We start from the raw sequence: 12,536 nt of genomic DNA, 5'->3' as shown, positions 1-12,536 counted from the left end.
AACTGTCCGAGGTTTCCCGGAGCTTCCGGGGCCGCGTTTTGGGAGCGCTCCAGTTCAGGCGCTTTCGGGGCCCGCGGATCCTTCGTACCACTTGCGGGAGCGCTTCCATGAGACGCGGCCCGCCCGTCGAGAACGGAGAAGCGGTCATGGCCGAAGCCGCGACGGAACGGACCCGGCCGAGGCGCCGCCGCCGCGGACGTACCCCACGTTCGCTGCCCTATGTGCTGCTCGCGCCCGCCGGGCTGCTGATGCTGGGATTCATCGCGTATCCCATGTTCAGCGTCCTCTACTACAGCCTTCAGGACTACAACGTCACCAAGCCCTGGCGGAACGGTTTCGCCGGCCTGGAGAACTTCCGGGAGATCCTCACCGACGACCCCTTCTTCTGGGAGACGCTGGCGTTCAGCGCGAAATGGGTCTTCGTCGAGGTCTCGCTCCAGCTGGTCTTCGGCCTGGCGCTGGCGCTGATCATCAACCAGACCTTCGTCGGCAGGGCGGCGGCCCGCGCGCTGGTCTTCTCGCCGTGGGCCGTCTCCGGGGTGCTGACCAGCACCATCTGGATCCTGCTCTACAACCCGTCGACGGGCCTGAGCCGCTATCTCGCGGACGCCGGCATCGGCGAGTACGGGACCTCGGTGCTCGCCGACACCGGAACGGTCTTCTGGGGGGCGGTGATCGCCGAACTCTGGCGCGGCGTGCCGTTCTTCGCCATCCTGATCCTCGCCGACCTCCAGTCCGTCTCGAAGGACCTCTACGAGGCGGCCTCCGTCGACGGCGCCAGCAGGGTCCGGCAGTTCTTCCACATCACGCTGCCGCACCTGCGCGACGCCATCGTGCTCTCCACGCTGCTGCGTGCGGTCTGGGAGTTCAACAACGTCGACCTGCTCTACACGCTGACCAACGGCGGACCGGCCGGGCAGACCACCACGCTGCCGCTGTACGTGGCGCAGACCGGCATCCACGGCAACGAGTTCGGCTACGCGGCGGCGCTGACCACGGTGGCGTTCGTGATCCTCCTCTTCTGTTCCATCCTCTATCTGCGTCTGAGCAAGTTCGGAGGCGACGACAAGTGACCGCCGCACTCACCACGCCGCAGCCGGTGGTCACCCCGCCGCCGTCCGAGCCCGGCGGCTCGGGCAAACGCCGCCGTCCCCACGACGAGCCGCCGCGCTGGCAGATCTGCCTCCCGCTCGGCGTCTACCTGGTCTTCACGCTGGTCCCGTTCTACTGGATGCTGCTCTTCGCGCTGCGCGAGCCCGGCTCCGACTCGCTGGTGCCCTGGCCGATCACGGGCGAGCACTTCGCCAAGGTGTGGAACGAGCGCGGCTTCGACACCTACTTCGTCAACAGCATGTACGTGGGGATCGCCTCGATGCTGATGACGCTGCTGGTGGCGCTCTCCGGCGGGTACGCGCTGGCCAGGTTCAAGTTCCGGATGCGGATGCCGTTCATGCTGGCGCTGCTCTGCTCGCAGTTCATCCCCGGCGCGCTGATGCTGGTGCCGCTCTTCGAGATCTTCCGCGAGCTGACGCTGCTGAACTCGCTGTGGAGCGTCATCATCGCCGAGACCGTCTTCCAGCTGCCGCTGTCGATGATCCTGATCAGCGGGTTCATCCGGAACGTGCCGCCCAGCCTGGAGGAACAGGCGTGGGTCGACGGCTGCTCCCGGTTCCGCGCGTTCCTCGCCGTGGTGCTGCCGCTGCTGCGTCCGGGGCTGGTGGCGGTCGGCTCGTTCGCCTTCGTGCACAGCTGGAACCACTTCCTGTTCGCGCTGATGTTCCTCAACTCCCAGGACAAGCAGACGATCCCGGTCGGCCTCAACACGCTGCTCGGCTCGGACAGCGTCGACCTGGGGGCGCTGGCGGCGGGCGGCGTGGTGGCCGCGGTGCCGGTGGTCATCGTCTTCGCGTTCATCCAGCGCTGGTTGATCACCGGCTTCAGCGCGGGGGCGGTCAAGGGATGAGGGAAACGCCCGTACCCGTGGTGCTCGCCGGGGCCAGGGGCCACGGCCACTGGCACCTGGCCAACCTCCGCCGGCTGTCGGCGGCCGGCCTGGTCCGGCTGGTCGGCGTCTGCGAGCTGACGCCGCTCGCCGAGGATGAGCTGGTGGGGCTCGGCAGCCCCGCGCAGTCCGACGACCTGCCCGCGCTGCTGGAGCGGACCGGCGCCGAGGCCGCGATCGTCTGCACCCCGATCCACACCCACGCCGGCCTCGGCCTCGCGGCGGCCGACCGGGGCGTCCACCTGCTGCTGGAGAAGCCGCCCACCCCGTCGCTCGACGCCTTCCACCGGCTCACCGAGGGGGTGCGACGGGCCGGTGTGGCCTGCCAGATCGGCTTCCAGTCGCTCGGCTCGGGCGCCATCGACCACATCAGACGGCTGGTCGCCGACGGCGCGATCGGCCCGGTCACCGGGATCGGCGCGGCCGGCGCCTGGGTCCGCGACGAGGCGTACTGGCGGCGCGCGCCCTGGGGCGGGCTGCGGCGGCTGGACGGCAGGGACGTGGTCGACGGAGTGCTGACCAACCCGCTGGCGCACGCGGTGGCGACCGCGCTGCGCATCGCGGGTGCCGACCGGGCCGAGGACCTGGCCTCGATCGACCTTGAGCTGTACCGGGTCAACGCCATCGACGCCGACGACACCTCCTGCGCCCGGCTGCGGACCACCGGGGGAGTGGAGCTGGTCATCGCCGTCACGCTCTGCGCCGAACACCCGGGCGAGCCCTACGTGGTGGTCCACGGCGAGTCCGGCCGGATCACCTTCTGGTACAAGGAGGACCGGGTGCTGCTGGAGCGCCCGGGGCGCGACCCGGTGACCACCGAGCACGCGCGCACCGACCTGCTGGCCAACCTGGTCGCCCATCTCCGGGACGGCGTCGACCTGCTGGTGCCGCCCGAGCGCACCGGCGGCTTCATGCGGCTGGTCGAGGCCGTCCGCACCGCCCCCGACCCGCTGCCGTTGGCGCCCGCCCACTGGCGGACGGAGCGGGGCGAACGGGGGCGGCGCCGGATGCTGCCGGGCATCGACCGGCTGACCGCCGAGGGCGCGGAGCGGCTGGCGCTCTACTCGGAGCTGGGCGCGCCCTGGGCCGTCGCCCCGGGAGGTCACTCGTGAACGAGCGCCACTCCTCCCCCGTTCCGGCGACCGGTTCGGTGACCGTTCCGGCGCCCGCGCCCGGCACCGGCCGGGAGCACATCCCGACGACGCCCCAGGAGCCGCCGGGGCACGCGGAGTTCCGCGCGTTCCGCGTGCTCGCGCACCGCACAACACCCGTACCGACCAAGGAGCATCGATGAGAGCACAGCGGACCCGTGGCGCCATCGCCGCCGCCACCGGCCTTGTCCTGGCACTGACCGTCACCGCGTGCGGGGACGACGGCACCTCGTCCGGCGCCGAGGGCGACGGCACCGGCGAGATCGTGTTCTGGGACAACAACGGGGGCGCCCGCACCGACGTGTGGAACGAGATCATCGACGCCTTCCACGAGGAGCACCCGGACATCCGGGTGCAGTACGTGGGCGTCCCGATCGCCGACGTCCAGTCCAAGTACGACGCCGCGATCCAGGGCGGCGCCGACGGGCTGCCCGACGTCGGCGGCGTCTCCACCTCGTACCTGGCCAACCTGGTCGCCCAGGGCGCGTTGGACCCGGTCGACGACCGGCTCGCGGCCAGCGGCCTGGAGGACGAGATCATCCCCAACATGATGGAGAGCGTGCGCTCCACCGTCGGTGACGGGGAGGAGGCGTACTCCGTCCCGACCTCCGCCAACCAGGGCGTGATCTGGTACCGCACCGACCTCTTCGAGGAGTCCGGCCTGGAGCCGCCCACCACCTGGGAGAACTTCTTCGCCGCCGCCGAGGCCCTGACCGACCGGGGCAACAACGCCTTCGGCTTCACCCTGCGCGGCGGCGAGGGCTCGGTCGCGCAGGCGCTGGACATGATGTACGCGCAGTCCGGCATCGACAGCTTCTGGGACGGCGACGAGACCACGGTCAACGACCCCGCCAACGTCGAGGCGTTGGAGAACTACGCCGCGCTGTACGGCGAGGTCACCCCCGAGGCCGACCTCAACAGCGACTTCACCAACATGGTCGCCACGTTCACCGGCGGCACGGTCGGGATGCTCCAGCACAACCTCGGCTCCTACACCGACCACACCACCGCGTTCGGCGAGGGCGGGGTCGACGGGCTGCCGATGCCGACCAGCGGGGAGGACGGCCACCACACGTTCGTCTCCAACCCGGTCGACGGCCTCGGCCTCTTCAGCGGCAGCGACAACAAGGAAGCCGCCTGGACGTTCATCGAGTTCGCCCTCCAGCACGAGATGAACAGCCTGTGGAACGAGTCCGCCGGCCAGATCCCGTCCCACACCGCCGTGTTGGACGACCCGTGGATCGCCGAGGCGCCCCCGACGCGGGCCGCGGTCGAGGCGCTGAACGACGAGAACACCACCATCGTGCAGCTGCCCTACTACCTGCCGGACTGGAACGACATCACCAAGTCCGGTACCGAGCCCAACTTCCAGCGGCTGCTCCTGGGCGAGATGACCGCCCAGGAGTTCGCCGACGACCTCGCCGAGCAGCTCAACGAGGCCCAGGCCGAGTGGCTCGAACAGCGCTGACCTGACGCGGGGCCGGCCCCCTCCGGCCGGCCCCGCGCCCTCGTCCCACCCCGCAACCCGCCCTGTCCGCACCGTCCTTCGGAGTCGCCATGCACCACGTCATGTCCGCCGCGAGGCCCCGGACGCTCGCCGCGCTCGCCGTCACCGGCTGCGCCGCCCTGGCCCTGACCACCCTGCCCTCCGCCTCCGCCTCCACCCCCGCGGGCCACGGCCCCCGCCCGCAGGACGCCACCCTCCCCGACGGCGACGGCTGGGGCTCCGCCGAAGGCGGCGTCACCGGCGGCGCGGACGCCGCCGACGACCGCGTCTTCACCGTCACCGACCGCGCCGAACTGGCCGCCGCGCTCGCCGCCCCCGGCGACGAGCCGCGGGTGATCCGGGTCGCCGGCGCGATCGACGCCAACGTGGACGACGACGGCAACCCCCTGGACTGCGCCGACTACGCCAGGGACGGCTACACCCTGGACGCCTATCTGACGGCCTACGACCCCGGGACCTGGGGCCGCGACGAGGAGCCGAGCGGCCCGTTGGAGGACGCGCGCGTCGCCTCGGCGCGGGCGCAGAAGGAACGCGTCGTGCTCTCCGTCCCCTCCCACACCACGATCGTGGGCGCCGGCGCGGACGCCACGCTGCTCGGCGCGACGCTGGACGTGCGGGACGTGGAGAACGTGATCGTCCGCGACCTGACCTTCGAGGACACCTTCGACTGCTTCCCGCAGTGGGACCCGACGGACGGCGACACCGGGAACTGGAACTCGGAGTACGACTCCGTCGTCCTCTACGGCGCCCGCCACGTCTGGGTCGACCACAACACGTTCACCGACGGCCGCCGCCCGGACGCCGAGCAGCCGGAGTACTTCGGGATGCTCTTCCAGCAGCACGACGGCCAGCTGGACATCGTGCGCGGCACCGACCTGGTGACCGTCAGCTGGAACGTCTTCGCCGACCACGACAAGACGATCCTCCTCGGCAACAGCGACTCCGCCGACGCCGACGACGCGGGGAAGCTGCGCACCACGCTGCACCACAACCTGTTCGAGAACGTGAACGAGCGCGCGCCGCGCGTCCGGTTCGGCCAGGTCGACACCTACAACAACCACTACCGGCAGGAGGCCGGCGCCCGCTACGGCTACAGCTGGGGCATCGGCAAGGAGTCCGCGCTGGTCGCCGAGCACAACGCGTTCACCCTGCCCGAGGAGATCACCCCCGACCGGGTCATCCACCAGTGGACGGCGGACACCGCGTTGACCGAGGGCGGCAACGTGGTCAACGGCGAGCCCGTCGACCTGCTGGACGCGTTCCGCGCGGCCAACCCGGACAACACGCTGGGCGGCGACGCCGGTTGGACGCCGACGCTGCGCCCGGAGGTCGACGACCCCCGGGAGCTGCCGGTCCTCCTCGACGACCGGGCCGGCGCCGGCCGGCTCTGACCCGGCCGGTCACCCGGGCGCTCGGGCGGTGCTGACAGCCGCCGCCCGGGCGGCCGGCTCCGCCGGCGCGGGCGCGGTGAGCCGCCAGACGCGGGCCGGCGGCAGGTTGCCCCAGACCGTGCGGGACCGCGCCGCGCACCGCGCGTGGTAGGTGCTCAGCTCCTCCTCCACCCGCAGGTGCCGGACGGCCTCGACGCGGGAGGCCACCAGGGCGCGGGCCCGCCGGGTGCCCCGGTAGGCGAAGTAGGTCAGGGCCCCGCCCGGCCGCAGCAGCCGCAGATAGAGGTCCATGATCGCGGTGACCTGCACGGCGGGGAAGTTGGCGAACGGCAGCCCCGAGACGATCACGTCGTACCGCACGTCGACGAGCAGTTCCTCCACCCTCCCGATGTGCACCCGCACGTCACGCCCCTCGGGGCGCGGCAACCCGTGCAGCCGGTCCGCGAAGCGCGGGTTGGCCTCCACCACGTCCAGCCGGCTCCCGCACGGCAGCAGCGGCAGCAGCCTCCGCGTCACAGCCCCGGTGCCGGCCCCCACCTCCAGCACGTTCAGCGTCCGCCCCCGCCGCTCGCGCACCGGCAGCGTCAGCGCCGAGGCCAGCGCGCGACCGCTGGGTGCCACGGCGCCCGTGGTGCGCAGGTCGCGGGCCGCCTCGACGAGAAACGCCCACCGTCCGGCGGAGCGCTCGCGGCGCGGCGCGCCCGCCGGGCGGGCGGAGGACTGAGGGAGGTGCGGGGCATCGGAAAGGGGTGCGTCGTCCATGCTCAGGACGGTAGGAAGCGGCGCGCGCCGGGGAATCCGCCGTTCCGCGACGGCCACCCCCGACGAAAGTCGGTACCGGCCCGCCCCGATGGTCGAGGGCGGACGCCCCCGTGGCCGATCTACGATCGTCCCGTGAGTCGGGTTGGTCGGGTGAGTGCGGTGAGCAGGAGAGAGAACCCCGCCTGGGGCGTCTACGCGCGCTACGGGGTGGTGCTCTTCGTAGCCGGCACCTCCGTGCTGAACGCGGGGGTGGCGTCCGCCGGCCGCTATGTCACGCCGGCCACCGGTGCCGCGTTGCTCTGTGGCCTGGTCCTGCTGGCGCGCGGCATCCCCTGGTGGGTCGCCCCGGCGCTGACCACCGTCGCGGTCGCGCTCGGCGGCTGGCCGCTGCTGCCGCTGCTGCTCGTCGCGCTGCTGGACCTGGCGACGCGGCGCCGCACCGCCATCGCCGTGGGCTGCGCCCTCGCCGTGCTGGTCGCCAACTTCGCGGCGCCGGAGGAGATCTCCCTGTGGCGGCCCCAGCAGTACGGCGCGCCCGTCTTCCTGGTGCTGGCCATCATCGCCGGCATGTGGCTCGGCAACCGGCGACGGCTGGTGCGCGCGCTCCACGACCAGGTCGAACACCTGCGCATCGAACGCGAGTTGCGGGAGGAGACCGCCAGGGCCGCCGAACGTTCCCGGATCGCGCGGGAGATGCACGACGTGCTGGCCCACAGGCTGAGCCTGATCGCCCTGCACACCGGGGTGCTGGCCACCCGCTCCGAGACGCTGCCCGCACCCGTCGTCGAACGCCTCGGGCTGCTGCGCACCACCTCGACCGAGGCGCTGTCCGACCTGCGCGACGTGCTCGGCGCGCTCCACGACCCGGGCGCCGCCACCGCCGAGACCGCGCCGGCGCCCGTGCTGCGCGACGTGCGGGAGCTCGTCGAACAGGCGGGTGAGGCGGGGCAACGCGTCTCCCTCGACGTCGCGGGAACGCCCGAACGCGCACCGGCCGCACACCGCCTGGCCGTCTACCGGCTGGTCCAGGAGGGGCTGACCAACGCCCGCAAGCACGCCGGCGACGCGCCGGTCGCGGTGCGCCTCGACCACGGCCCGCCGGCCACCGTCGTGGAGATCACCAACGGCCCCGGCGCCGCCCCGGCCACGGCGGCGCCCTCCGGATTCGGCCTCGTCGGCCTGCGCGAACGGGTCGCCGCCCTCGGCGGGGGACTGGAGGCCGGGCCCGACGACACCGGCGGCTGGCGGCTGGCGGCCCGCGTTCCGCACCCCACCCACTCCGAGCCCGCCGTCCCGGGCCCCGAAGAGAACGGCTCCTCCGCATGATCCGCGTCCTGATCGTCGACGACGACGCCCTGGTCCGCCTCGGACTCGCCGACCTGCTCGACGCCGACGAGGACATCGAGGTGGTCGCCCAGGCGGCGGACGGGCTGCGCGCCGTCGAGTTGGCCACCGCGCACCGGATCGACGTGGCGCTGGTCGACGTGCGGATGCCCCGCATGGACGGCATCACGGCCACCGGCCGGCTGCGCGCGCTGCCGCACCCGCCGAGGGTGATCACGTTGACCACCTTCGACCTGGACGAGTACGTCTACGGGGCGCTGGCCGCCGGCGCGGACGGTTTTCTGCTCAAGGACACCGACCCGGCCGAGATCCAGCGCGCCGTCCACCTGGTGGCCTCCGGCTCCGCGATGCTCCACCCGACGGCGGCCCGCCGGCTGATCGACCGCTACCACCACACCGGCCGCCCCCGCGCGACGGCGGCGCGCGCCCGCGTCGAGCGGCTGACGCCACGGGAGCGGGAGGTGCTGGCGCTGGTCGGCCAGGGCGAGACCAACGCGGACATCGCCGGCCGCCTCGGGATGCGCGAAAGCACTGTGAAGGCCCACGTCAGCCGGGTGTTGACCACGCTGGAGGTCACGAACCGGGTCCAGGCGGCCCTGCTGGCCAGGGACGCCGGCCTCAGCGAATAGCCTCCGGCGGTTGCCGCGGTCGACCACCGACCTTGCCGGTCGGGGCGGGTTGTCGTCCTTGCCCTGGTGGTGGGTTGCTCGCGCAGTTCCCCGCGCCCCTGGTGTGGGTGGGCGTTCGCCGTAGGGTGCGGGTTTCTTCGACGACGGGGTGGGGCCCCGTCAGGGGCGCGGGGAACTGCGCGGTGCATCCGTGGCGGGCCGCAGTCGACTACGGAGCTTCGTGGCAGGGTGGGTTGTCGTCTTCGGCCCGGTGTGTGGTTGCTCGCGCAGTTCCCCGCGCCCCTGGTGTGGGTGGGCGTGGTCGGTCAGGTGCGGGTTCACCTGTGGCCGGTGGCGGCCTGTTTGGGGGCGCGGGGAACTGCGCGGTGCATCCGTGGCGGGCCGCGGTCGACTACGGTGTCGCACCGGCTACGTGGGTGGTCGCCTGCGGCTCCCGCCACAACGGTGGGTCGGTCATGAAGTGGCCGCCGAGCCGGGCCTGCTCCGGCCGGCTCGTGTCCAACTCCCCGTGCTGAGCGATCAGTTCCGCGGCGAACGGCTCCGAGTCGTCCCGCGGCTCGTACCCCAGCGCTCGCGCCGAGGTCAGGTCCCAGACCGTCCTGGTGTTGGCCGACGAGCCGTGGACCACGGTGTGGCCGACGTTCGGCGCGCTGAGTGCCGCGTCGAAGAGCCGGGCGCCGTCGGCCGGGCTCATCCAGACCGACAGCATCCGAACGGACGTGGGCTTCGGGAAGCAGGAGCCGATCCGAATGGAGACCGTTTCGATCCCGTGCAGCTCCCAGTACAGCTGGGCCAGGTCCTCGCCGAAGCACTTGGAGAGCCCGTAGAAGGTGTCGGGCCGGTGCGGGGCGTCCACCGGGATGGGGGGCTCACCGGGTGCGGGCCACTCCGTCGCGCCCACGGCGTGGTTGCTGGAGGCGAAGACGATCCGCCGCACGCCCTCCTCGCGGGCCGCCTCGTAGAGGCGGTACGTGCCCTCGATGTTGGCGCGCAGGATCTTCTCGAAGGTGGACTCCACCGAGATGCCGGCCAGATGGAGGATCGCGTCCGTGCCGCGCACCGCTTCGCGCAGCGCCTCGCGGTCGGCGAGGTCGGCGACGACCGCGTCCGGGTCGCCGTCGACGGGCAGCATGTCCAGGTTGCGCAGCCGGTAGCCGTGCGCCGGCAGCAGCTCGCGCATCAGCGTGCCGACGCCGCCGGCCGCCCCGGTGAGCAGGACGAGCGGGCGGGCGTCGTTCTCCTCCGACAGTGTCCGTTCAGCGGGCTGATCTGCCGGCATGGGTGCTCCATGAGTCGCGAGGCGGAAGAAGGGCGAGCCGCGAGGCGGGTTTCCGGGTCACGGTAAGCGCTGACCTGGACGTCGTCAACGGCGGGTTGACCGGGGAAACGCCGCTGAACTAGCGTGGGTTGTTCAGAAACATGGACGATGGTCATCATCATGCACGGTCAGGGGAGAGAGAATGACCGACGCGAGACTCGGTGAACGCCTGGACGGCCTGCTGTTCTTTCCGGTGACCGCCTATGGTCCCGACGGCTCGCTCCACCTCGACGCCTACCGCGCCCATGTGCGCGCCGGCATCGACGCCGGCGCCGGCGCGGTCTTCGCCTGCTGCGGCACCGGCGAGTTCCACGCGCTCACCCCCGACGAGTTCGAACGCTGTGTCGCCGCCGCCGTCGAGGAGGCCGCCGGCGCCGTGCCCGTGGTGGCGGGCGCCGGCTACGGCACCGCGCTGGCCGGCGAGTTCGCCCGCCGCGCCGAACGCGCGGGCGCCGACGGCCTGTTGGCCATGCCGCCCTATCTGGTCGTCGCCGACCAGCGCGGACTGCTGCGGCACTTCACCGAGCTGGCCGCCGCCACCTCGCTCGACGTCATCGTCTACCAGCGCGACAACGTCGTCCTGACGCCCGAGACCGTCGCGGCCCTCGCCGCCACCCCCGGTGTCGTCGGCCTCAAGGACGGCCTCGGCGACCTCGACCTCCTCCAGCGCACCATCTCCGCCGTGCGCACCGCCCACCCGGACCAGCCGTTCCGCTACTTCAACGGCCTGCCGACCGCCGAGCTGACCGGCCTCGCCTACCGCGGCCTGGGCGTCACCCTCTACTCCTCGGCCGTCTTCGCGTTCCTCCCCGAGGTGGCCCTCGCCTTCCACTCCGCCCTCCACACGGAGGGCCCGGAGGCCGAGGAGACGCTGCGCCGGCTCCTCGACGGCTTCTACCGCCCGCTGGTCGAGCTGCGCAACGAGGGCAGGGGCTACGCGGTCTCCCTGGTCAAGGCGGGGGTGCGGATGCGCGGCCTCGACGTCGGCGAGGTGCGCGCGCCGCTCAGCGAGCCGCTGCCCGAACACCTCGACCGGCTCGCCGCGTTGATCGACACCGGCCTCGGGCTGGTGCGGAGCTGACATGCGCGCCTCGACCTTCGTCTATCCCTGGGACGTGGTGGGCGACCCCGCCGCCGCCGAACGGATCGCCGCCCTCGGCGTGCACCAGGCCACCCTCGCCTCCGCCTACCACAGCACCCGCGCCCTCACCCCGCGCCACCCGGCACACCGGGTGGTCACCGCCCGGCACTCCGCCGTCTACTACCCGCCCGACGAGGCCCGCTGGGCCGGCCGCGCGCCGCGCCCGTACCGCCAGGGCTGGCTCGACGAGGACGACCCCTACGGCCTCGCCGCCGAGGCGCTGGCCGCCGCCGGCGTCGAGACCCACTCGTGGGTGATCCTCGCCCACAACTCCCGGCTGGGCGAGGACCATCCGGAGAGCACCGTCGTCAACGCCTTCGGCGACCGCTACCCCTGGGCGCCGTGCGTCGCCAGGCCCGAGGTGCGCGCCTACGCCGAGACGCTGGCGGCCGAGGCCGCCGTCCGCCCCGGCGCCGCCGGCGTCGAGCTGGAGTCCTGCGGCTGGTACGGCCTTGACCACCTGCACGCCCACGACAAGATCGGCGGCGCCGCGCTCGGCGGCGTCGGCGCCCTGCTGATGTCGCTCTGCTTCTGCGCGTTCTGCGCCGACGGCTACGCCGGCGCGGGCGCCGACCCCGAGCGGCTGCGCGCCGCCGTGCGCGCGGCGCTCGCGCCGGCGTGGGCCGGGGCAAGTGCGCCGGGCGCGGGGGACCGGGCGGGGGAGTGGGCCGGCGTGGTCGCCGCGCTCGGCGAGGAGTTGGCCGAGGCCGTGGCGGCCTGGCGGTTCGGCGTCGCCGACGCGTTCCAGCGCGCCACCGTCGCCGCCGTGCGCGCCCGCGCCGCCGAGGCGGGCCGCCCCGACTTCCGCGTGCTGCTCCACGCCGACCCCGCGCCGCACCGCTGCGGCGCCAACGTCGGCGTCCAGCCGGCCGCCGTCCTCGCCCACGCCGACGGCGTGGTGGTGCCCTGCGCCGGGGGACCGGCCGCGCGCACGGCGGCGCTGACCCCGTTCCGGGGCCCGGCCGCCGTCGGCCGCACCGTCGCCGCCAACCTGCCCGTCGTCGCAGGCATGGGCGGCTCGCCCGCCACCCTCGCCGCCGACGCCGCCCACGCCGCCGCGCTGGGCGCCACCGAACTCCGGCTCTACCACGCGGGGTTGGCCAACGACGCCGATCTGCGCGCGGTCACCGAGGCGCTGCACGCCCTGGACTGAGCCCCCGCGCGCTTCGTCGTCCGGGGGTCGGGCAGAGGACGCGATCGCGTAACGTTGCCGCCGTTCGTCACCCCCGGGAACCCCGCGCACCTCGCCGAACAGGGAGAATCCACGAGTTCCCGACCCCGCTCAGTCAAG

Annotated in this window: 12 protein-coding genes; 10 read left to right on the top strand and 2 right to left on the bottom strand. The window is 73.2% G+C overall.

Annotated features, from left to right (window positions below):
- The first annotated feature begins 146 nt into the window (after nucleotides 1–146).
- From FH715_RS15085 to FH715_RS15060, 6 genes are all read left to right on the top strand, one after another.
- Complete coding sequence (locus FH715_RS15085) at nucleotides 147–1,073, top strand: carbohydrate ABC transporter permease (RefSeq protein WP_139645461.1); 927 nt, start codon at nucleotides 147–149, stop codon at nucleotides 1,071–1,073.
- Nucleotides 1,070–1,963, top strand: a complete 894-nt coding sequence (locus FH715_RS15080; protein WP_139645459.1) for a carbohydrate ABC transporter permease — start codon at nucleotides 1,070–1,072, stop codon at nucleotides 1,961–1,963. Before FH715_RS15085 ends, FH715_RS15080 begins: the two co-directional genes overlap by 4 nt.
- Nucleotides 1,960–3,114, top strand: coding sequence for a Gfo/Idh/MocA family protein (locus FH715_RS15075; protein ID WP_139645456.1), 1,155 nt, complete (start codon nucleotides 1,960–1,962; stop codon nucleotides 3,112–3,114). The genes FH715_RS15080 and FH715_RS15075 overlap by 4 nt, the downstream gene beginning before the upstream one ends.
- Nucleotides 3,111–3,296 (top strand): hypothetical protein, encoded by a 186-nt coding sequence (locus FH715_RS15070; RefSeq protein WP_139645454.1) that lies wholly within the window; start codon nucleotides 3,111–3,113, stop codon nucleotides 3,294–3,296. Before FH715_RS15075 ends, FH715_RS15070 begins: the two co-directional genes overlap by 4 nt.
- Entirely contained in the window at nucleotides 3,293–4,621 is a 1,329-nt protein-coding gene (locus tag FH715_RS15065) for an ABC transporter substrate-binding protein (protein WP_139645452.1), read from the top strand. The genes FH715_RS15070 and FH715_RS15065 overlap by 4 nt, the downstream gene beginning before the upstream one ends.
- 101 nt (nucleotides 4,622–4,722) lie before the next feature.
- Complete coding sequence (locus FH715_RS15060; RefSeq protein ID WP_139645450.1) at nucleotides 4,723–6,051, top strand: pectate lyase family protein; 1,329 nt, start codon at nucleotides 4,723–4,725, stop codon at nucleotides 6,049–6,051.
- Nucleotides 6,052–6,060: 9 nt separating this feature from the next.
- Here FH715_RS15060 and FH715_RS15055 read toward each other — a convergent pair whose 3' ends face one another.
- A complete protein-coding gene (locus FH715_RS15055) occupies nucleotides 6,061–6,813 on the bottom strand; it encodes a class I SAM-dependent methyltransferase (protein WP_139645448.1) in 753 nt (250 codons plus the stop codon).
- Between the two features lie 159 nt (nucleotides 6,814–6,972).
- Between FH715_RS15055 and FH715_RS15050 the strand changes: the two genes are divergently transcribed.
- Entirely contained in the window at nucleotides 6,973–8,139 is a 1,167-nt protein-coding gene (locus FH715_RS15050; RefSeq protein ID WP_139645445.1) for a sensor histidine kinase, read from the top strand.
- On the top strand, nucleotides 8,136–8,786 hold the full coding sequence (locus FH715_RS15045; RefSeq protein ID WP_139645444.1) for a response regulator: 651 nt from the start codon (nucleotides 8,136–8,138) through the stop codon (nucleotides 8,784–8,786). The genes FH715_RS15050 and FH715_RS15045 overlap by 4 nt, the downstream gene beginning before the upstream one ends.
- Nucleotides 8,787–9,177: 391 nt before the next feature.
- On the opposite strand, the gene FH715_RS15040 is transcribed toward FH715_RS15045, so the two are convergent.
- Nucleotides 9,178–10,065, bottom strand: coding sequence for an NAD-dependent epimerase/dehydratase family protein (locus FH715_RS15040; protein ID WP_139645442.1), 888 nt, complete (start codon nucleotides 10,063–10,065; stop codon nucleotides 9,178–9,180).
- Between the two features lie 181 nt (nucleotides 10,066–10,246).
- On the opposite strand from FH715_RS15040, the gene FH715_RS15035 reads away from it, so the two are divergent.
- On the top strand, nucleotides 10,247–11,185 hold the full coding sequence (locus tag FH715_RS15035; protein WP_139645440.1) for a 5-dehydro-4-deoxyglucarate dehydratase: 939 nt from the start codon (nucleotides 10,247–10,249) through the stop codon (nucleotides 11,183–11,185).
- A 1-nt stretch (nucleotide 11,186) separates the two neighbouring features.
- A complete protein-coding gene (locus tag FH715_RS15030; protein WP_139645438.1) occupies nucleotides 11,187–12,398 on the top strand; it encodes a hypothetical protein in 1,212 nt (403 codons plus the stop codon).
- The last annotated feature ends 138 nt before the right edge of the window (nucleotides 12,399–12,536 follow it).

The sequence above is a fragment of the Streptomyces sedi genome, assembly GCF_006335015.1.
Lineage (GTDB): Bacteria > Actinomycetota > Actinomycetes > Streptomycetales > Streptomycetaceae > Streptomyces > Streptomyces sedi.
The sequence above is the reverse complement of the archived record's forward strand: the minus strand, read 5'-3'. Positions and strand labels throughout refer to the sequence as shown.

What these genes read in the sequence shown, in the direction of transcription:
- FH715_RS15075 (WP_139645456.1), top strand. Translation starts at nt 1,960, where the DNA reads ATGAGGGAAACGCCCGTACCCGTGGTGCTCGCCGGGGCCAGGGGCCAC.
- FH715_RS15030 (WP_139645438.1), top strand. Translation starts at nt 11,187, where the DNA reads ATGCGCGCCTCGACCTTCGTCTATCCCTGGGACGTGGTGGGCGACCCC.
- FH715_RS15045 (WP_139645444.1), top strand. Translation starts at nt 8,136, where the DNA reads ATGATCCGCGTCCTGATCGTCGACGACGACGCCCTGGTCCGCCTCGGA.
- FH715_RS15065 (WP_139645452.1), top strand. Translation starts at nt 3,293, where the DNA reads ATGAGAGCACAGCGGACCCGTGGCGCCATCGCCGCCGCCACCGGCCTT.
- FH715_RS15060 (WP_139645450.1), top strand. Translation starts at nt 4,723, where the DNA reads ATGTCCGCCGCGAGGCCCCGGACGCTCGCCGCGCTCGCCGTCACCGGC.
- FH715_RS15035 (WP_139645440.1), top strand. Translation starts at nt 10,247, where the DNA reads ATGACCGACGCGAGACTCGGTGAACGCCTGGACGGCCTGCTGTTCTTT.
- FH715_RS15085 (WP_139645461.1), top strand. Translation starts at nt 147, where the DNA reads ATGGCCGAAGCCGCGACGGAACGGACCCGGCCGAGGCGCCGCCGCCGC.
- FH715_RS15055 (WP_139645448.1), bottom strand. Translation starts at nt 6,813, where the DNA reads ATGGACGACGCACCCCTTTCCGATGCCCCGCACCTCCCTCAGTCCTCC.
- FH715_RS15040 (WP_139645442.1), bottom strand. Translation starts at nt 10,065, where the DNA reads ATGCCGGCAGATCAGCCCGCTGAACGGACACTGTCGGAGGAGAACGAC.